Annotated in this window: 17 protein-coding genes; 9 read left to right on the top strand and 8 right to left on the bottom strand. The window is 65.2% G+C overall.

All coding sequences use genetic code 11. The annotated features are described in order from the left end of the window. Window positions 1–9: 9 nt before the first annotated feature. The 3 genes from ACQY4Y_RS17080 to ACQY4Y_RS17090 all read right to left on the bottom strand — a co-directional run bounded on the left by ACQY4Y_RS17080 (window position 10) and on the right by ACQY4Y_RS17090 (window position 2,631). Entirely contained in the window at window positions 10–591 is a 582-nt protein-coding gene (locus tag ACQY4Y_RS17080; protein ID WP_428491794.1) for a histidine phosphatase family protein, read from the bottom strand. Window positions 592–594: 3 nt separating this feature from the next. After that, on the bottom strand, window positions 595–1,209 hold the full coding sequence (locus tag ACQY4Y_RS17085; protein ID WP_428491795.1) for a glutathione S-transferase family protein: 615 nt from the start codon (window positions 1,207–1,209) through the stop codon (window positions 595–597). A gap of 75 nt (window positions 1,210–1,284) precedes the next feature. Further along, window positions 1,285–2,631 carry an LLM class flavin-dependent oxidoreductase gene (locus ACQY4Y_RS17090; protein WP_428491796.1) on the bottom strand — a complete coding sequence of 449 codons (1,347 nt, stop codon included), beginning with the start codon at window positions 2,629–2,631 and terminating at the stop codon, window positions 1,285–1,287. A gap of 442 nt (window positions 2,632–3,073) precedes the next feature. On the opposite strand from ACQY4Y_RS17090, the gene ACQY4Y_RS17095 reads away from it, so the two are divergent. After that, window positions 3,074–4,135, top strand: a complete 1,062-nt coding sequence (locus ACQY4Y_RS17095) for an IS630 family transposase (RefSeq protein ID WP_428493640.1) — start codon at window positions 3,074–3,076, stop codon at window positions 4,133–4,135. 36 nt (window positions 4,136–4,171) lie between these two features. Here the strand turns inward: ACQY4Y_RS17095 and ACQY4Y_RS17100 are convergent, their stop codons facing one another. Further along, window positions 4,172–5,506: an MFS transporter gene (locus ACQY4Y_RS17100; RefSeq protein WP_428491797.1), complete on the bottom strand. Its 1,335-nt coding sequence runs from the start codon at window positions 5,504–5,506 to the stop codon at window positions 4,172–4,174. 77 nt (window positions 5,507–5,583) lie between these two features. Here ACQY4Y_RS17100 and ACQY4Y_RS17105 point away from each other — a divergent pair, with 77 nt between their 5' ends. Then, a complete protein-coding gene (locus tag ACQY4Y_RS17105) occupies window positions 5,584–6,912 on the top strand; it encodes an FAD-dependent oxidoreductase (RefSeq protein ID WP_428491798.1) in 1,329 nt (442 codons plus the stop codon). Between the two features lie 152 nt (window positions 6,913–7,064). On the opposite strand, the gene ACQY4Y_RS17110 is transcribed toward ACQY4Y_RS17105, so the two are convergent. The 3 genes from ACQY4Y_RS17110 to tpiA all read right to left on the bottom strand — a co-directional run bounded on the left by ACQY4Y_RS17110 (window position 7,065) and on the right by tpiA (window position 10,139). After that, on the bottom strand, window positions 7,065–8,696 hold the full coding sequence (locus ACQY4Y_RS17110) for a CTP synthase (RefSeq protein WP_428491799.1): 1,632 nt from the start codon (window positions 8,694–8,696) through the stop codon (window positions 7,065–7,067). A gap of 234 nt (window positions 8,697–8,930) precedes the next feature. After that, entirely contained in the window at window positions 8,931–9,287 is a 357-nt protein-coding gene (gene secG, locus ACQY4Y_RS17115) for a preprotein translocase subunit SecG (RefSeq protein WP_428491800.1), read from the bottom strand. A 114-nt stretch (window positions 9,288–9,401) separates the two neighbouring features. Beyond that, window positions 9,402–10,139: a triose-phosphate isomerase gene (tpiA, locus tag ACQY4Y_RS17120; RefSeq protein ID WP_428491801.1), complete on the bottom strand. Its 738-nt coding sequence runs from the start codon at window positions 10,137–10,139 to the stop codon at window positions 9,402–9,404. Between the two features lie 247 nt (window positions 10,140–10,386). Here tpiA and ACQY4Y_RS17125 point away from each other — a divergent pair, with 247 nt between their 5' ends. From ACQY4Y_RS17125 to ACQY4Y_RS17150, 6 genes are all read left to right on the top strand, one after another. Further along, entirely contained in the window at window positions 10,387–11,886 is a 1,500-nt protein-coding gene (locus tag ACQY4Y_RS17125) for a flavin-containing monooxygenase (RefSeq protein WP_428491802.1), read from the top strand. Window positions 11,887–12,152: 266 nt separating this feature from the next. Beyond that, window positions 12,153–12,437 (top strand): hypothetical protein, encoded by a 285-nt coding sequence (locus tag ACQY4Y_RS17130; protein ID WP_428491803.1) that lies wholly within the window; start codon window positions 12,153–12,155, stop codon window positions 12,435–12,437. Between the two features lie 225 nt (window positions 12,438–12,662). After that, window positions 12,663–14,588 (top strand): peptidyl-prolyl cis-trans isomerase, encoded by a 1,926-nt coding sequence (locus ACQY4Y_RS17135; RefSeq protein ID WP_428491804.1) that lies wholly within the window; start codon window positions 12,663–12,665, stop codon window positions 14,586–14,588. A 33-nt stretch (window positions 14,589–14,621) separates the two neighbouring features. Then, on the top strand, window positions 14,622–16,154 hold the full coding sequence (gene trpE / locus ACQY4Y_RS17140) for an anthranilate synthase component I (RefSeq protein WP_428491805.1): 1,533 nt from the start codon (window positions 14,622–14,624) through the stop codon (window positions 16,152–16,154). A 117-nt stretch (window positions 16,155–16,271) separates the two neighbouring features. Beyond that, window positions 16,272–17,030, top strand: a complete 759-nt coding sequence (locus ACQY4Y_RS17145; protein ID WP_428491806.1) for an alpha/beta fold hydrolase — start codon at window positions 16,272–16,274, stop codon at window positions 17,028–17,030. A 62-nt stretch (window positions 17,031–17,092) separates the two neighbouring features. Further along, on the top strand, window positions 17,093–17,575 hold the full coding sequence (locus ACQY4Y_RS17150; protein WP_428491807.1) for a GNAT family N-acetyltransferase: 483 nt from the start codon (window positions 17,093–17,095) through the stop codon (window positions 17,573–17,575). Here ACQY4Y_RS17150 and ACQY4Y_RS17155 read toward each other — a convergent pair. Continuing rightward, window positions 17,550–18,437, bottom strand: coding sequence for an efflux RND transporter periplasmic adaptor subunit (locus tag ACQY4Y_RS17155; protein ID WP_428491808.1), 888 nt, complete (start codon window positions 18,435–18,437; stop codon window positions 17,550–17,552). The two genes, ACQY4Y_RS17150 and ACQY4Y_RS17155, sit on opposite strands and share 26 nt — an antisense overlap. A 93-nt stretch (window positions 18,438–18,530) precedes the next feature. Here ACQY4Y_RS17155 and ACQY4Y_RS17160 point away from each other — a divergent pair, with 93 nt between their 5' ends. Continuing rightward, window positions 18,531–18,971 carry a hypothetical protein gene (locus ACQY4Y_RS17160; RefSeq protein WP_428491809.1) on the top strand — a complete coding sequence of 147 codons (441 nt, stop codon included), beginning with the start codon at window positions 18,531–18,533 and terminating at the stop codon, window positions 18,969–18,971. The last annotated feature ends 75 nt before the right edge of the window (window positions 18,972–19,046 follow it).

Raw genomic sequence — 19,046 nt, forward strand, 5'->3', positions numbered from 1 at the left:
GTGCGCGGCTCAGTCCGCGTAGGTGAGTTGCCAGATCGTTGCGTCCCCCGCTGGCGGCGCACACCAGACCGGCACCGCGTTCCGGGTGCGCACATTTGGCTCGTGGCCCATCGCGCCGCGCATGGCGCGGAACAGGCTGCCGTGGGCCACCACCAGCACCGTCGGCGGACGGGCGATGCACCGGTTGATCGCGGCGACCGCCCGGGCGGTCAGCGCCGGGAAGCTTTCGCCGCCGTCTGGGGTCAGCCGCCCATCCACCCAGTCCTGAAACCCCCAGGCGGCCATTGGGGTGCCTTCCTGCACACCAAAGGACACCTCCCGCAGGCCGTCATCGATCTGGACCGGCAGCCCCAACTCGGCTGCCGCGATCTCGGCGGTAACGCGGGCCCTGGACAATGGCGACGAGATCAGGCTGCGGATACCTCGGTTGCGCAGCAGCAGCGCGGCGGCCCGAGCCTGGGCGAGGCCGGTGTCATTGAGTGGGATATCGACGGCCCCCTGTGACAAATCCTTCGTGTTCCAGTCGGTCTCGCCATGGCGCAGGAACCAGAACGCGACGGGATGGATGTTGTCAGCGGGGGGCGTGTTCATCGATCAGGCCAAGCCTTCCTGCTGCATCACGCGCTGCACGGCGGGACGCGCGAGCATGCGGTCGATATGGGCGGCGCAATTGGACGGCAGAGTCATGCCGGCGCGCTTGGACCAGAACTCTACATAGAAGATCGCGGAGTCGGCGATGGAGAATTTGCCGACCGCATAATCCTTGCCGTCCATCGCCTTGTCGATCAAGGCGAAGCCTTTTTCCGCGAGGTCCTTGCCGCGAGCCTTCACCGCACCCTCATCGGCTGCGTTCGGTGTGAAGTTGGACGGTCGGAACTGGCGCCCGAAGCCCTGCATATGGATGGTGGCCACGGCGTAGTCGGTGAGTTCCAACGCCTTGGTCTGCAGGTCGAGGTCATCGGGCAGCAGATTGGCGGCCGGATTCTTCTTTGCCAGCCAATAGGCGATCGCAGGGAATTCGGTCAGCACCGAACCGTCGTCGCGTTCCAGCGTCGGCACCTTCGACTTCGGATTGACGGTGGTGAACGGCGGTTTGTACTGCTCGCCCTGCTGCAGGTTCATGCGTTCGGCTTGGTATGGCTTGCCAATTTCCTCCAACAATATGTGGATACCGATCGAACAGGCGCCGGGTGCGTAATAAAGTTTCATCTGAGGTTTCCTTCCGGGTATTGCCAGTTACCGACCGCGGGGCGGTTCATTGCCAGGCACCGACCGCGGGGCGGTTCATTGCCAGGCATCGACCGCGGGGCGGTCGAGGCCGAGGTTCTCCCGCAACGTGACCCCGGTGTAGTCGGTATGGAACAGGCCTCGGCGTTGCAGTTCGGGGACAACGAGGCGGGAGAAGTCTTCGTAGGCGCCGGGCACGTGAGAGGCGGCGACCACGAAGCCGTCGCAGGCTCGGGTGGCGAACCATTCCTCCATGCCGTCGGCGACGTCCTTGGGACTGCCGATGAAGCGCGGGTGGTCATGGAAGGTGCCGCGCCGGGTGATGTCGATGAAGTCGCGCGGGGTGGGCAGACGATTGCCGAGCACGCGCTTGATGCGGTCGCGCATGCCTTGCACGCCGGTCCAACTGTCGAGTTGGTCCTGAGTAAACGGGGTGTCGATCGGCTGTTTGGAGAAGTCGAAGTTGAGCACCTCGGACAGCAACGACAGGCTGTCGATCTGTTTCGGCAGCGCGTCGATCAGGGCGACGTGGTCTTCCGCCTCGGCGCGGGTTTCGGCCACGACCGGGTAGACCCCGGCGCAAACGAAGACTTTTTCCGGGTCGCGGCCGGCGGCTGCCACCTGGGTCTTGAAGCCGGCGTAGTCGCGCTGGGCCTGGTCCAGGCCGTGATAGGCGACGAACACGCACTCGGCCCAGCGGGCGGCGAATTTCTGGCCGCGGCCGCTCTGGCCGGCCTGGATCAGCACCGGATGGCCTTGCGCCGACCTGGGGACGGTGAAGGGGCCGCGGGAGTGGAAGTATTCGCCCTGGTGATCGAGCCGGCGGACCTTGTCGGGATGGGCGAACAGGCCGGTTTCGCGGTCGGCGACGATGGCGCCGTCGTCCCAGGCGTCCCAGTGTCCCATGACGACTTCTAGGAATTCATCGGCACGGTCGTAGCGGCGATCGTGCTCGCCGTGCGAGGCGTGGCCCATGTTGAGGGCCTCGCCATCGTTCATCGAGGTGACGATGTTCCAGGCGGCGCGGCCGTCGGTGACCAGGTCGAGGGTGGCGAACACGCGGGCGACGTGGAATGGCTCGAAATAGGTGGTGGAGAAGGTGGCGCCGAGGCCGAGGCGTTCGGTGGCCATTCCCATCACGGTGAGGATGGTGATCGGGTCCAGTTTGACGCAGCGGATGCCGTTGGCGACGGTGTGGGCGTGGTCGCCGCCGAACCGGTCGGGCATCGCCAGGCGGTCGTCGAAGAAGCCGAGATGGAATTTTCCCGCTTCCAGGGCGCGTCCGATGCGGCGGTAGTATTCGGCCGAGGTGAAATCCTGGCGGGCCTCGGGATGGCGCCAGGAGCCGACGAAGTTGGTGCAGTTCTGCGCTTGCAGGAAGCCGACGAGTGTCATCTGTCGCATCGATGTGGTTCCCCGCCGGCTTTGGTAGGTCTTTATAGCGGGGTGGGAGGGATCGGGGAAGGTTGGCGTGGCGGATGCTGTCAACGCAAAGTTAGAATGTCCCCGCGGGTAATCGACACAATGCGGCTTCGACGGCACTTAGGTGGAAAAGTCTGATCTCGAGTTGACGGACGCTGTCACAGGTTCCGCGTCGAAACCAGCGAGATGCGACCCCTCTGATCCATTTATGGCATGCCGAGCAGCACTCTCTGCCGAGGGCCGAGGTCAAGGCCCACAGCCGTGAAGCGCGCCGCCACCGGCGGCGGCCTTGAGGTCGGTCCTCGGCAGAGGCACAGTCGAGCGCGTTATCGGGTCGCCAGATCGTCGAACGCTGTCGGTCAACTCACGTCCCTAGTACCCACTATCGCTGAAGCGCGAGTCATGATTCGTAGGCGGGATGAAGATCATTCCTGCTGCGACGACGGTCGCGTTGACGCCTGAGGACCGGCAGGTTCTGGAGGCGTTGGCTGCTTCGCGCAAAACCGAGGCCCGGATGCGCGATCGTGCGCGGATTGTGCTGCTGGCAAGCGCCGCTATGGCGTCTCGCGCGATTGCCCGGGAAGTCGGTTGCACGCCCGGCACGGCCTCGAAATGGCGGGTGCGCTACGCTAACCAGGGAATGGCTGGCCTGAGTGAGACTGGCGAGCGCGGCAACGAGCCCAAGTATGGTCCTGAGCACGGGCGGCGCATTCTGGCCCTGTTGGATCAGCCACCCCCGGCTGGGTATGCTAACTGGACCGCCCCGTTGTTGGCACGCGAACTGGTGGATATCCACGAGCAGCATATCTGGCGGTTCCTGCGTGTGCAGAAAATCGACCTGTCCAGGTGCAAATCCTGGTGCCAAAGCACGGACCCGGATTTTGTGCCCAAGGCCGCTGACATCGTTGGGCTTTACCTGGCCCCTCCGAGCCATGCCGTGGTGCTTTCGGTCGATGAAAAGCCATCGATCCAGGCGCTGGAGCGGACACAGGGATACCTGAAGTTACCCAATGGCCGGGCGATGATCGGCCAATCGCATGACTACAAGCGACACGGCACCTCGACGCTGTTCGCCGCGCTCGACGTTGCCACCGGCCAGGTCATCGGCAAGCACTACAAACGCCGTCGCCGATCGGAGTTCCGCGACTTCATGAACCGGGTTGTCAAGCAACATGAGGGCAAGGAGATCCACGTCATCCTTGACAACCTGTCAACCCACAAGCCGAAGCGGGATTTGTGGCTAGCGCGGCACCCAAACGTACATTTCCACTACACGCCGACCCACACGTCATGGCTGAACCAGATCGAAATCTGGTTCTCGATCCTGGCGGGCCAGTCATTGAAAGGCGCCTCATTCGGCAGCGTTGCCGAACTGGTGACCCACATCGAAAGCTTCATCAATAGCTACAACAAAAACGCCCGCCCCTTCGTCTGGACCAAAAGCGCCGTTCACCAAAAACGGCTCAAGCCATGTTTCGCGGTTTAGCGATTCTGGGTACTAGGTGGTCGCGCGCTGTAAAGATCAAACACCCGACTCCTGCGCCGCCCCCCGGGTCGAGATCCGCCCCGGCACCAGCCGCACCTCGCGCGGTGCCGCGATCCAGATCGCCGCCGCGGAAACCGCGCAGCACGCGATCGCTAGCAGAAACGCCAGCCGGTAGCTTCCGGTCGCATCATGCACGACCCCCGCCACCCACGGCCCGGCCGCGCCGCCGCCGACCAGTGGGACGGTAATGGCGCCAAAGATCGAGCCATAGTGCGGCCCCTCGAAAATCTCCACCACGATCGGCCCCATCACCGATGTCGCCGCGTAGCCGAAAAACCCCTGCGAGCCCACCATCAGGTAAAGGAGCGGATACGACGGGGCGTGCTGCAGCGCGATCAGCGCAACGTAGCAGACCGCAAAGCCACAACACGCCGCCATCCATACCCACTCTCGTCCGATACGATCCGACAACGCACCGAGGCCGATCTGGCCCGGGATCGCGACGACGCTGATGATGCCCAGCGACCACGCCGCGACCAGCGGTTTGAAACCGATCTCGATCAGATACTGCGTCTGGTGCACCTGGATGCAGTACCAGGCGAACAGCGCGCAGAAAAACCCCAGCGCGATCCACCAGAACCGGCTGGTGCGCATCGCCCGCGCCAGTGTCCAGTCAACCGCGGCCCACGCCGGATCGACAACGTTCGACTTGCCGCGCGACTGCGCCGCGTCCGCCGAACCCGAGGCGCCATCCGCCACCAGTCCGATATCCTCGGGTGCGCGCCGTAGCAGCAGGGTCAACGGACCAACGACCAGCAGCACCAGCAGCCCCATCACCCAGCACGACGTTCGCCAGCCGTCGCGGCCGATTATCGTCTGCAACCAGGGCAGCAAAACGATCGCCCCGGCCCCTGCCCCGGAAAATGCGATGCTGATCGCCAGGCCGCGGCGGCGCACGAACCAGTTCGGCAGGAACAGCGAATGCGCCGTATAGGTCGTCAGATTTGCCCCGGCACTGACCAGCACACCCAGCGTGGCATAAAGCTGCCAGGGCTTTTCGATCGCCGATGCCAAGATCAGCCCGCTGCTCATCAGGCATATGCCGCTGCCGATGACGATCCGCGGACCGTGGCGATCCATCACCCGGCCAAAAATCGGGCTCGTTATCGCCGAGACCAGGAAGCCGAAGGAAAACGCTCCGGCGACCAGAGCCCGGTCCCAGCCGAACTCGGTGATCAGCGGAGGCAACAGCAGCGAAAACGCGGTGCGCGCGGTCACTGCGAACGCCATGGTGACGAAGGCGATGCCGATGACCACCCAGCCGTAGTAGAACGGCAACCGCGACGACCAGTGAGGTTGCGCGCCTTGCATCTGATATCCCCATCCACGTGCTGTCCGATGGTGAACCGCCCGTGCGGTTTCAATGTTTTGAAGGTTCGATCAAACACATGCCAGCCAGTCAGGTCCAGCTTTCCCTGTCGAAACCCTACGATGTCATCGTCGCCGGCGGCGGCAGCGCCGGGGTAGCCGCCGCGATCGGGGCCGCGCGCGCCGGCGCCCGCACCGCCCTCGTCGAAGCCGCCGGCTGCCTGGGCGGAGCGTCCACCATCCGCAACGTGCTGACCTATTGTGGCCTCTACACCCTCGGCGGCGAAACCCGTCAGGAGGTGCGCGGCGTGGCCGAGGACGTGCTGACCAGGCTGCGGGTGCTCGGCGCGGTGACCCCGCCGTTCCGCCATCGCGGCGTCTTCGTGGTGTTCGATCCCGAGGCGGTGAAGCACACCCTCGACGCGCTTTGCGCCGAGGCCGGGGTCGATGTCCTGCTGCACGCCTTCATCACCGGCGCTAGACGCGATGGCGACCGCGTCACCGAACTGACCTTCCACGACCACGGCGGCCCCCACGCGATGGCCGCCGCCGCCTTCGTCGATGCCACCGGCGACGGCGATCTGGCCTGGCTGGCAGGCGCTTCCACCCGATACGGCAACCAGGGCGCGGTCAACCTCGGCACGCTCGGGATGCGCTTCGGCGGCATCGCCCCCGTTACCCGGATCGCGTTGCCGGCGTTCGAGGCCGCGATCAAGACCGCCAAGGCGCGCGGCGCGCGGCTGAGCAAGGAAAGCTCCGTGTTGGTGCGCCTGCCGATCTCGGGCGATCTGGCTTGCTACCTCGCCTCCGAGGACTACGACCCGCGCGACGTCCGCGGCCTGGCTCGCGCCGAGGCGGGCGGGCGAAGCCAGGCCTGGGCGTATCTGCAGGTCCTGCGCACGCTGCCCGGCTGCGGCGGCGCCTATCTGGTCTCCACCGGCCCCGATTTCGGCACCCGCGAATCCCGCCATATCGACTCGGGCGGGCAATTGACCTGGGACCAGGTCACGCAGCAGACACCGTTCGATGACAGCGTGGCGCTGGGCGCCTGGGGCGTGGAGTGGCACGACCGGACCAGCTTCGCCAGCAGCTTCGCCCCGCCGCCCGACGGCGCGGCCTACGAAATCCCGCTGCGTTGCCTGATCAGCAAGGACACAACCAACCTGTTCGGCGCCGGCCGCACCGCCGATGGCGATCGGCGCGCCGGTGCCAGCCTGCGGGTCATGGGGACGGCATTCGCCACCGGGCAGGCGGCCGGTGTCGCCGCCGCCCGCTTCGCCGATACCGGCCCAATGCAGGCGGCGGACGTGCGCGCGGCAGAGGTGCGGGCGCTGCTGAAACAGCAGGGGGCTTTGATCGATAAGGCTGATCTGGCGTCGATGCCGGTGCTGAAAACAATGCCCTCGTGACATGAACTTGGCACGTTGCGCGGCTCCGAGCGCGCGGTCGAAACCCGATACCGTCGGCAAGAGGGCGCAGCAAATAGGCGGGTCACCGAAACAGCGTGACACGGGCGCGAGACCGGGGTTCACCGGGTTGCGGCAAACCTCGGCCTCGAAAACTACACCAGCCGCGCCTGACGTACAGCGGCAGCGATGAAACCGGCGAAAAGCGGATGCGGCGCGAACGGCTTTGACTTCAGCTCCGGATGGTACTGCACGCCAATGAACCACGGGTGAGCCGGCAGCTCGACGATCTCGGGCAGGATTCCGTCGGGCGACATGCCGGAGAACTGCAGCCCGATCGCCTCCAGCGACGCACGGAAGTTGACGTTGACCTCATAGCGGTGGCGATGGCGTTCCTCGATCACCGCGGCGCCGGCGTAGATCGCCCGCACCAGGCTGCCGTCGCGCAACAACGCCGGATACGCCCCCAGCCGCATCGTCCCGCCCTTGGCGTCACGTTCGCTCCGTCGCTCGATCTGGTTGCCGCGCGCCCATTCGGTCAGCAGACCGACCACCGGCCGGTCGCAGCGGCCGAACTCGGTTGAGGAGGCATCTTCCATGCCGGCAAGGTTTCGCGCCGCCTCGATCACCGCCATCTGCATGCCGAAGCAGATGCCGAGGAACGGCACCTTGTGCTCACGCGCGAAGCGGACCGCCTCGATCTTGCCTGGCGTGCCACGTTCACCGAAGCCGCCGGGCACCAGGATGCCATGCACGTCCTGCAGCCGCTGCACGGTGCCGGGCTGCTCGAAAATCTCGCTGTCCACCCAGTCCAGCCGGACCCGCACCCGGTTGGCGATGCCGCCGTGCGCCAGTGCCTCCGACAGCGATTTATAGCTGTCCAGCAGGTTGGTGTACTTGCCCACCACCGCGATGCGGACCTCGCCCTCCGGAGTGCGCACCTTGTCGACTATGTCGCGCCAGCGCGACAGATCCGGCTCGCTGTCCAGGCCCAGCCCGAATTGGCGCAGCACTTCGCGGTCCAGGCCTTCGTCATGGTAGGCGATCGGCACCTGGTAGATGGTATCGACATCCAGCGCCGGGATCACCGCCTCGGGGCGGACATTGCAGAACAGCGCGATCTTGCGCCGCTCATTGTCGGGGATCGGCCGGTCGCAACGACACAGCAGCATCTGTGGCTGGATGCCGACGTTCAACAGTTCCTTCACCGAGTGCTGCGTCGGCTTGGTCTTCAGCTCGCCCGCCGAGGGGATATAGGGCACCAGGGTCAGGTGGACGAACATCGCCGCCAGCGGCCCCAGCTCGTTGCCCAACTGGCGGATGGCTTCCAGGAACGGCAGGCTTTCGATGTCGCCGACGGTGCCGCCGATCTCCACCAGCACGAAATCGACCGCTTGGGTGTCGCGCAGCACCACGTCCTTGATCGCGTCGGTGATGTGGGGGATCACTTGCACGGTGGCGCCGAGGTAGTCGCCGCGCCGCTCGCGCGCGATCACGTCCTGGTAGATACGCCCGGTGGTGGCGTTGTCCCACTGGGTGGCGTGAACGCCGGTAAAGCGCTCGTAGTGCCCAAGGTCGAGGTCGGTCTCGGCGCCGTCATCGGTGACAAACACCTCGCCGTGCTGATAGGGGCTCATGGTGCCCGGGTCGACGTTCAGATAGGGATCCAGCTTGCGCAGCTTGACGGTGAAACCGCGGGCCTGCAGCAGCGCACCCAGCGCCGCCGCGGCAATGCCTTTTCCCAGCGAAGAGACCACGCCGCCTGTAACAAATACATATCGCGTCATGGGCGCCCATCATACCGAACCGAATCGGGCTTGGGGAAGCCCGGTGGTGAGCGGCGCGGAATTAATCCCGGCGGGGTGGCAATCGACCATAAGCGGGACGTGGCTCTGGCGCTGCCTCGATGTTGAAAAGCTCGCCTAGATCAGACGCCTGACCCATGACGTCAACAGCGAGAATGGGCGTCGAAAGCGGCTTCGGCGAAACGTTGCAGGCCGCCGGCCACGCAGCCAGAGCGATCAGTTAGTCGGTGCGGACGGCCCCGCCGGCGCCGCTGGCGGCGTTGGGGCGTGGCCGGGGGTGGACGCCGGAGCGGGGGCGGAGGCCGGAGCCGGGGTGTCGAGGATCGAGCGGGTGGTGGACCCCGAGGTGCCGCGATTGAGCAGTGCCAGGGTCATCGACAGCCCCATGAAGATAACCGCCAGGATCGCCGTGGCGCGGGTCAGCAGGTTCGCGGTGCCGCGTCCGGACATGAACGATCCCATGCCCTGCGAGCTGCCGATGCCCAGCCCGCCGCCCTCGGAGCGCTGGATCAGCACGACGCCGATCAGCGCCAGGGTGACGAACAAATGGATGATCAGCAAAACGGTGGTCAACGCGCGGGACTTTCCGACCGACCTGGCCCGCGGATCGGGCCATCAACTTGGGGTATCTCTAACAGACTCGATGACGCTGCCCGGTGAAAAACCACCGATCGCCGGCCGGGCCTCTTAGCCCGCCTGGGCGGCGCGGGCAATCGCCAGGAACTCCCGCGGATCGAGGCTCGACCCACCAACTAGCGCGCCGCCGACGTTGGCCACCGCCAGCAGCGAGCCCGCGTTGGCCGGTTTGACCGAACCGCCATAGAGGATACGGATGGCCTGCCCGAGGTCGCCAAACTGGCGGACCAACTCCTCACGAATGAAGCCGTGCATGATGGCGACGTCCTCCTCGGTTGCGGTCTTGCCGGTGCCGATCGCCCAGACCGGCTCGTAGGCAAGCACGCCGGTGAACGGCTTCGGCAGGCTGCCGGCGAGCTGCCAACCGACGGCCTCGGTTTCCGCGCCCCCGGCGCGTTGGTCGGTCGTTTCGCCGACGCAGACGATCGGGGTCAGGCCGGCCTCGACCGCGGCCACGGTTTTTTCGCGCACCAGTTCATCGGTCTCGCCGTGGTTCAGCCGGCGCTCGGAATGGCCGAGAATGACCCAGGTGGCGCCGAGATCACGCAGCATCGGCGCGGCGATGTCGCCGGTGTGGGCACCTTGCGGCGCCTGATGACAATTTTGCCCGCCGACCGCGACGCTGCTGCCGTGCAACGCCTCGGCGACCGCAGCCAGGTGCAAGGCAGTCGGGCAGACCAGCAGTTCGGCGGCGATGCCTTGGGCGCCAGCGGCGATCCCCTGCGCCAGCGCCACCGCCTCGGCCGCGAGGCAGTGCATCTTCCAGTTCCCGGCAATCAGTTGTGGCACCGACGGCTCTCCATTGCTGTCCGAATATGCTGCTAGCGCACTGGTCATGAGCGTCAAGTGAGAACACCGGAATCGCCGCTGCGTGATCCGCCCGGTTCGCCCGATCGAAGCCTCGACGCGTTCCGCCGATCAGGCTGGATAAGAGAGGATCTTCCAAACCTCGCAGACGGCCGTATCATGGATCGCCCTCCTTGCGCGCACACCCCTGGCGACGCCCTTATGCCGCCAACAGCCGGAAAAGACCTCCATGAGCGAAACAGCAAGCCTCACTCAACCTGTCGGACAGACCGAGCACTTCGACATACTGATCGTCGGGGCCGGCATTTCCGGGGTCGGCGCCGCCTATCACCTGACCCGGCAATGTCCGGCCAAGAGTTTCGTCGTGCTGGAGGCGCTGGACAATTTCGGTGGCACCTGGTGGACCCACCGCTATCCCGGCATCCGCTCCGACAGCGACCTGCACACCTTTGGCTATCGCTTCAAGCCGTGGACCAGCGCCCCGATCGCCACCGCCGCCGAAATCCGCGCCTATATGGGCGAGGTCATCCAGGAAAACGACCTGGCCCGCCACATTCGCTACCGGCACAAGATCACCACCGCCAATTGGTCCAGCCAGGACAACCTTTGGACGCTCGAGGCCACAACAACGGATTCCGGCCAGGTGGTGCGGTTCACCACGAACTTCCTGTGGATGTGCCAGGGCTATTACCGGCACTCGGTCGGCTACACGCCCGAATGGCCGGGCATGGCCGACTTCCGCGGCCGGATCGTGCACCCGCAGACCTGGCCCGACGACCTCGACTACAGGTCCAAGCAGGTGGTGGTGATCGGATCAGGGGCCACGGCGGCGACACTGGTGCCGGCGATCGCCGACGACTGCGCCCACGTCACCATGCTGCAGCGTTCGCCGACCTATTTCCGCACCGGACGCAACGCCATCGCGCTGGCCGAGGAACTGCGCGACCTCGGGATCGAGGAAGCCTGGATCCACGAGATCGTGCGACGGAAGATCCTGCACGACCAGGACGTGTTCACCCGCCGGTCATTCAGCGAACCCGAGGTGGTGAAGCGCGAGTTGCTTTCGGCGGTGCGCGCCGAGCTAGGGCCGGATTACGATGTCGCGTCGCACTTCACCCCCAGCTATCGGCCATGGCGGCAGCGTATCGCCTTCGTGCCGGACGCCGATCTGTTCAAGGGCATCAGCTCCGGCAAGGCCTCGGTCGTCACCGACGAGATCGAACGCTTCACCGAGACCGGTATCCAGCTGAAGTCTGGCCAGGCGCTGGCCGCCGACGTCATCGTGACCGCGACCGGCTTTCACCTCAACGTGCTGGGCGACATCGCATTCTGCATCGACGGCGAAGAGCTGGTGTTCTCCGATACCGTGACCTATCGCGGCATGATGTTCACCGGCGTGCCCAACATGGCCTGGGTGTTCGGCTATTTCCGCGCCAGTTGGACGTTGCGGGCGGATCTGGTGGGTGATTTCGTCTGCCGGCTGCTCAATCACATGCACGCCAAGGGGGTGCGGCGGGTGAAGCCGGCGCTGCGAGCGGAAGACCGAGCGATGCCGTTGTTGCCCTGGATCGATCCGGAAAACTTCAATCCCGGATACATTATGCGCGGCATGCACCTGTTGCCGAAACGCGGCGACAAGGCGGAGTGGCAGCACACCCAGGACTATTGGACGGAAAAGGACGAGTTCCCGGAGATCGATCTGGATGGCGGGACATTCGTCTATGCCTGACCAGCCGGGGAAAGCCTCGATTCGTCTATTTTGTCACATGATGTGCGCACTTTTGAGCGGTTTGCTTGGCACGATCCTGTTCCATGCCGTCAAAGCGGCGACAAAATCGGTCGTTTTATAATGATGACGCATTTGTGACTGGCCGTCAGCGTGCCCACAACTCTGGTATTGCCCGGAGCGACGGTGATTCGCGGCGGCGGTTCGACGGCGGTCATCCGTCCGTGGCGCCAGGCAAAGGCGAGACCGTCCTCGCAAGGGAGGTAACAATGGAATCCGAACGCCTGCGACAACGAGTCCTCAGAGCGACTCTTTGCCAAGTCGAACGCGGGCTATTTCACATCAACTACCGCACCGACAGCATCGCGGCCGAATTGCACGATCTGCCGCGATACCAGCTCGGCGCCAGCGGCTCCGAGGCCAAGCGCCGCGTTGAAAGGACCGCTCGCAAGTGCGGTTTTTCAAGCGTTCTGTGGGATGACGCGATGGTGGTCACCGCCCCGCTCTCCGGCGCCGAGGTCCCCGCCGGCGCCGGCGCAACCGTCGGCGAGTAACAGCCGCTGCCGCCGGCCCAACCGTCGGCGGCATGATCGCGCGACAGCATTTGCGCGCCGACATTATCGCGCCGGACGAAACGGCCACGGCGCGTGAATCGTGCGACAAATCAAAGGGCTAGAGCGCTTCCGCGGTGCACGGTCAGCCGCGGAACGCTCTAGCCTTGCGGCCCGAGGCGCCGTATACGCAGCGCCGGTTTCCCACTTCCGGGCCTGTTCCGTCGCATGATGTCCCTATTCCGCCGCTTCACCGAGTCCTGGATCGCCCGGATTTTCTTCGTGATCATGGCGGTCTCGTTCGTCGGCTGGGGTATCAGCGGCGATCTGTTCCGGATAATGGGGCCGCCAAGCTGGATCGCCAAAGTCGGCGGCCAGACCATCGAAGTTCCCGCCTTCCAGGCCGAATACCAGCGGGCGATGGCTCAGCAGACCCGAAACCTGCCGTCGGGCCAGGAGGCGACCCCCGATCTGCGCCGCCAGGTCGGGCGGCAGACGCTGGACCGGATGATCGCCCAGGCCGCCCTGGCGGCGGAGTTGCGCGATCTGCGCGTGGTGACACCGGACGCAGCGCTGGCGGCGGTGGTTCGCTCGATGCCGGCGTTCCGGGGATCCGACGGCAAGTTCAGCCATGCCGTGCTGACGCAGGTGTTGCAAAACAACGGCTACAGCGAGGCCGGATTTTTGCAGCAGATGCGCGCCGATATCGCCCAGCAGCAATTGCTGTCCGCGGTCAGCGGATCGGTGGCCGCCCCAAACGTCGAGGTCAAGCCGCTCTACGAAAGCGAATTCGAAAAGCGCTCGGCCGATACCGCGCTGTTCGCGCTATCCGCCGCGTCTGAACCGGCGCCCCTGGACGAGGCCGCGCTGCAGGCCTGGTACAAAAACCACCCCAAGAGCTACACCACTCCGCAGTTCCGCCGCATCAAGGCGATCGAATTGTCGCCGCAGTCGCTCGGGCCGCAGATCAGCGTCACCGACCAGGAACTGCACGCCGCCTACGACGAGCAAAAGGCGGACTATCAGAAGCCCGAGACGCGGTCGGCCGAGGTGATCTCGGCGCCGGATCAGGCCAAGGCGCAGGCGCTGGCCGCGCAGTGGCGTGGCGCGCCCGCAGGCGCCGCGGGTTGGGCGGCGATCGGCGCGGCCGCGAAGGCCCAGGGCGCCTCGGCGATCACCCAGGATGATGCGACCAAGGTGCAATTCCCCGATCCAGACCTGGCAAGGGCGGTGTTCTCGGCCCCGGCGAATGCCGTCTCCGAACCGGTTAAGGGCCAGCTTGGCTGGTTCGTGGTGAAGGTAACCAAGATCACCCCCGGGGTGAGCACGACGTTCGATCAGGCCAAAGACGCGTTGCTGGCGCGGCTGCGCGCCTCGAAAGCCGCCGATCTGATGTATGATCGAGCCAACAAGCTGGACCAGTTGCTGGGCAACGGCACCGCGCTGGACGACCTGCCAGGCGATCTCGGGCTGATCGGAGTGGCCGGGACGATGAACGCGAACGGCGACACCGAGACCGGATCGGCGGCGCCGATCCCGGGCCCACCCGAACTGAAAGCGGCGATGATCGCCGCCGCGTTCAAGGCCCACCGGGGTGATGTGCCGCAGTTGACCGAGGTGCAGACCCCGTCCACCGGCGGGTCGGCGTATTACGCGGTGGCGGTGGAGAACATCATACCGGCCGGCCGCAAGCCGTTCGACGCGGTGAAGCAGAACGTGACCGAGGATTGGAAGCTGGACCAGCGGCGGCAATTCGAAAGCCACGCGGCAACCGCGATGATGACCTCGGTCAAGGCCGGCAAGTCGTTTTCCGATGCCGCGACAGTGGCTGGCGTCACGCCGAAGCTCACCCCGCTGGTGACCCGCGATCAGCCCAACCCGGATGTCCCGCCGGAACTGCAACGCGCCTTGTTCAACCTGAAAAAGGCCGAGGCAACGGTGGTCGAACTGCCGGAGGGATTCCTCGTCGCTCAACTGGCCGAAGTGGTGAAGCCGGACCCGGCCACCGACAAGGCCGGTTATGACCAAGCCCGCGCCGCCGTCAGCCAGTCGATCGGCAACGACATGGTCGACGTCTTCGTCGCCGCCTTGCGCCAGCGGGCCAATCCGCGGATCAACCAGCAAGGCTTCGACAGTGTCATCCAGGCACAGTAAAAGTAGGCGCAGGCTCAGCAACGGAGTGGTGCCATGAACCTGTCGCTCGCCCCTGGGATCGCCGCCTTCCGGCTGGCCTACCAGGCCGGACGCGGTAGCCTGGTGTGGCGCAAGACGGTGGCCGACCTGGAAACCCCGGTGGCGGCGTTCCTGAAGCTGGCGCACGGCCAACCCAATTCGTTCCTGCTGGAAAGCGTGGAAGGCGGCGCCGCGCGCGGGCGATATTCGATCATCGGCATGCAGCCGGATCTGGTGTGGCGTTGCCAGGACGGCCGCGCCTCGGTCAACCGGCACGCGCTGTCGGCACCGCACGCCTTCCAAGCCGAGACCAAGCCGCCGCTCGACAGCCTGCGGTCGCTGATCGCCGAATCCCAGTTGGAGGTGCCCCCGCACATGCCGCCGATGGCAGGCGGGCTGGTCGGCTACTTGGGCTACGACATGGTGCGCCAGATCGAGGCTCTGCCGGCGAAGAACCGCGACGTCATCGGCGTGCCTGAGGGCATCATGCTGCGCCCGACGCTGCTGGCGATATTCGACAACGTCAACGACGAGCTGACCGTGGTGACGCCGGTCTATCCGGCCGGCGATGTCTCGGCCGAAATCGCTTGGCAGCGCGCCATGTCCCGCCTGGACGCCGCCGAGGCCGCGCTGGACCGGCCGCTGCCGCATCAGCCGCCGCCGGTGATGCTGCCCGACCCGCCGGCGCCGGCCTCGAACTTCTCCAAGCCGGACTTCATCGCCGGGGTGGTTCGGTGCAAGGACTACATCGCCGCCGGCGACGCGTTCCAGATCGTGCTGTCGCAGCGCTTCAGCGTGCCGTTCGCGCTGCCGGCGTTTTCGTTGTACCGCGCACTGCGCCGGATCAATCCGGCACCGTTCCTGTTCTACCTGGACTTCGGCGGGTTCTCCATCGTCGGCTCGTCGCCCGAGGTGCTGGTGCGGCTGCGCGACGGGATCGTCACCGTGCGCCCGCTGGCGGGCACCCGCCGGCGCGGCGCCACTCATCAGGAAGACCAGGCGCTGGAAGCCGAACTGCTGGCCGACCCGAAGGAGCGGGCCGAACACCTGATGCTGCTCGACCTCGGCCGCAACGACGTCGGCCGGGTGGCCGCGGTCGGTTCGGTCAAGGTGACCGAGAGCTTCATCGTCGAACGCTTCAGCCACGTGATGCACATCTCGTCCAACGTCGAGGGCCGGCTGCGCCCGGGGCTGGACGCGCTGGACGCCCTGGCCGGCGGGTTCCCGGCCGGCACGCTGTCCGGCGCGCCCAAGGTGCGGGCGATGCAGATCATCGAGGAACTGGAGCCCGACCGGCGCAACATCTACGCCGGATGCATCGGCTACTTCGCGGCGAACGGAACGATGGACACCTGCATCGGGCTGCGCACCGCGTTGGTCAAGGACGGCATGATGTACGTCCAGGCCGGCGCAGGTGTCGTCGCCGACTCGGTGGCGGAGTCAGAGTACGAGGAGTGCCACCAGAAAGCCCGCGCACTGGTGCGGGCGGCGGAAGAAGCGGTGCGCTTCGCCGCCGGCAAGACCAGGGGAAACGCCGCCCGCGGCTGAACGCCGGGCTATGGCCCGCAGCCAGGGTTGCCGCGCCACGCGTCCGGCTCAAGACTGTCCGTCCGGCCGATCCGGCACCCAGGCGCGTAACGCCGCACCAGACACGGGAGGGAGAAAATGCCATTCTACGAACATAACGAACTCCGCATCCATTACCAGGAAGCCGGCTCCGGCATGCCTTTGCTGATCATCCCGGGCGGCGGGTTGAACTCGACGCTTTCCTTCCTCACCGAGGGCGCGCCGTTCAACCCGATGCAGGAGTTCAAGGATGAATATCGCTGCATCGCGATGGACCTGCGCAACGCCGTCGGAGGCCAGTCCTCGGGCCCGCTGGAGGTCGATCGGCCGTGGGACTCGCACGCCGATGACCAACTCGGCCTGATGGATCACCTGGGGATCAAGCAGTTCATGGTGATCGGCTTCTGCATCGGCGGCCCGTTCATCTGGAACCTGTTGCGGCGGGCGCCGGGACGCATCGCGGCTGCCGTGCTAGCGCAGCCCAGCGGGGTGCGTCCTGAGCAGCCTGACCTGTTCTACAACAACAATATGACCGGCTGGGGTCCGCAACTGTGCGCCCACCGGCCCGACATCACGATGCCGATGGTCAAGGCTTTCCTGACCAGGATGTACCGTTCCGATCCCGACTTCGTGCTGACGGTATCGCGGGATTTCGTCCGCGCCTGCCAGACGCCGGTGTTGGTGTTACCGGATGATGTCCCGGCCCATCCGTACGCGGTGGCGATGGAATCCGTGATGCTGGCGCCCAATTCCGAAGTCAGTTTGTTCCCGTGGAAAGACCCGAAGGATCGGATTCCGCTGGTGGTACGCCAAACGCGGTCTTTCCTGCGGGCCCATCGACCGGCGTCCGCGCGCTGAACTTCGCGTAAGCCAAAGCCGAAAATCTCCGATCGAGGTTTGTCGTGATCTTGCCCCCCGGCTTGCGCCTCGACATCGAGGACGACCCGATCGAAGCCGACATCGAGGTCCTCCCGCGCGGGCTGGAGGACTTCAACGAAATCCGCTGGCCGCGACATCAGCCTTGGAAACCCTTGGGGGTCTTCGTGCGGGATTCCCACCGCATCGTCGCTGGCCTAGCTGGAGAAACCTACAGCGGCTGGCTGTTCGTGCGATATCTTTGGGTAACGGAGGAACTGCGCGGCCAAGGGTTCGGGCGGCGGTTGCTGGATGCCGGCGAAGAGCGGGCACAAGACCGAGGTTGCCACTCCGCCTGGCTCGACACGTTCAGCTTCCAGGCTCCCGACTTCTATTTGAAACTTGGTTATCAGGTCTTCGCTGAACTTGACTGGTCGGCGGATCACAAGCGCATCTTCCTGCGCAAGCGGCTGCTGACGAACAGTGGACGACCACGCCCGGTCAGCCGGCAACCCGGCGCCGTCACCGGGAGAACAGCCGCGAAATGATCCCGTGCGTCGTCCGCGTTGCCTCTATCGCGCGCGCCCCGACGGTTACCGTTGCTGTCTCGCCGGCTGCCAGCAACACGCCCTCGGGCACTTCGTCGATGTGGATACGCACCGGAATCCGTTGCGCCAGCCGAACCCAGGTGAACACCGGACTGACCGACGCCAGACCCAGCGTGCCAGGATCATAGTTCGGCGAGCTAATGCCCCGGGCGATGCTGTCGACATGACCCCTTAGCGGCGCATCGAACCCCATCAACCCGATCGCCGCCGGATCGCCAGGGTGGATGCCGTGCAGCTTGGTCTCCTCGAAATATGCCGCGACCCAGAAACTGTCGCTGTCCAGCACGGATATGTTGCGGGTTCCCTTGGTCGCATAATCGCCCAAATGCAGCAGCAGGTTGGAGATATATCCGTTCACCGGCGAAACTACCTTGGTGCGCTGCAGGTTTATCCGCGCCTGCGACAGATTGGCCATCGAGGACGCAAACGCCGCCTGCGCGACATCGGCATTGGTGGTGTAGGTCTGTCTCTCCTCCACCGAGGTCGTCAAGGTTCCCAACTGCTTGCGCCGTTCGGCCTCGGTATTGGCGTTTTGCAGACTGGCTTGCTTGCTTTGAAAATCCGACTGCGCCGAGGCCAACGCCACCTGGTAATCGAAAGGATCGATTTCGTAAAGAAGATCGCCCTTGTGCACGAACTGGTTGTCGCTGACCGAGAGCGTGATGATCCGGCCCGACACCTCTGGTGCGATGCTCACCACGTTGGCCTGCACCTGCCCGTCGCGCGTCCATGGCCCGACCAGATAGTGGTTCCACATCCAGACCCCACCTGCTGTCGCGCACACCAGGATGAGCAGGGTCACAAACACCCGGATTGCGCGTCGACGCGGTATTAGGTAGCAGTCGCCACCACAGGATAGAGGCGCGGCGCCGTGGCTTAGCCTACCATATGTGGCATGTCGAATTCATTTGTAATCAGCGGCTTGGTCGAGAAGCGCGCGGAGTTATCAGGTCTCATCACAGACCTGGAAGAGCGCACGCACCAAGCCCGCGCGGACATGGCGCACATAGACGCGGCGTTGAAGCTCTTCGATCCGGATTCAGTCCCGCAGAACATAAGGCCAAAGGCTCCCGCTGCGGCGCGCTCCGGGTTCTTCGCCAACGGTGAGATATCCCGCCGCTGCCGTGAGGCTGTCAGGCGAGCCAATGGTGATCCCATTTCAGCCGAGGATATCGTCCGGTGGACCATGTCGGAGAAGGGGCTTGACCCGGAGGACGCCAAAATCCGTTACAACATGATCAAGCGGTTTCTCGGTGCGCTGCATCGGCTGCAAATGTCCGGCGCAATCGGCAAGATAGGGCACGGGCTGGGTGCGCGATGGACGCGGCGCCCTTGAGGATTGTTAAAGAAGACTCAATGATTTGAGTCTCTTAGTATTTACCTAACCCATTGACTCTAAAACGGTTTTCCT

The sequence above is a fragment of the Rhodopila sp. genome (assembly GCF_965277165.1).
Taxonomy (GTDB): domain Bacteria; phylum Pseudomonadota; class Alphaproteobacteria; order Acetobacterales; family Acetobacteraceae; genus Rhodopila.

Coding starts and splice junctions, on each gene's coding strand:
- ACQY4Y_RS17080 (WP_428491794.1), bottom strand. CDS start 591: ATGAACACGCCCCCCGCTGACAACATCCATCCCGTCGCGTTCTGGTTC.
- ACQY4Y_RS17085 (WP_428491795.1), bottom strand. CDS start 1,209: ATGAAACTTTATTACGCACCCGGCGCCTGTTCGATCGGTATCCACATA.
- ACQY4Y_RS17090 (WP_428491796.1), bottom strand. CDS start 2,631: ATGCGACAGATGACACTCGTCGGCTTCCTGCAAGCGCAGAACTGCACC.
- ACQY4Y_RS17100 (WP_428491797.1), bottom strand. CDS start 5,506: ATGCAAGGCGCGCAACCTCACTGGTCGTCGCGGTTGCCGTTCTACTAC.
- ACQY4Y_RS17105 (WP_428491798.1), top strand. CDS start 5,584: ATGCCAGCCAGTCAGGTCCAGCTTTCCCTGTCGAAACCCTACGATGTC.
- ACQY4Y_RS17110 (WP_428491799.1), bottom strand. CDS start 8,696: ATGACGCGATATGTATTTGTTACAGGCGGCGTGGTCTCTTCGCTGGGA.
- ACQY4Y_RS17125 (WP_428491802.1), top strand. CDS start 10,387: ATGAGCGAAACAGCAAGCCTCACTCAACCTGTCGGACAGACCGAGCAC.
- ACQY4Y_RS17130 (WP_428491803.1), top strand. CDS start 12,153: ATGGAATCCGAACGCCTGCGACAACGAGTCCTCAGAGCGACTCTTTGC.
- ACQY4Y_RS17135 (WP_428491804.1), top strand. CDS start 12,663: ATGATGTCCCTATTCCGCCGCTTCACCGAGTCCTGGATCGCCCGGATT.
- trpE (WP_428491805.1), top strand. CDS start 14,622: ATGAACCTGTCGCTCGCCCCTGGGATCGCCGCCTTCCGGCTGGCCTAC.
- ACQY4Y_RS17145 (WP_428491806.1), top strand. CDS start 16,272: ATGCCATTCTACGAACATAACGAACTCCGCATCCATTACCAGGAAGCC.
- ACQY4Y_RS17160 (WP_428491809.1), top strand. CDS start 18,531: ATGTCGAATTCATTTGTAATCAGCGGCTTGGTCGAGAAGCGCGCGGAG.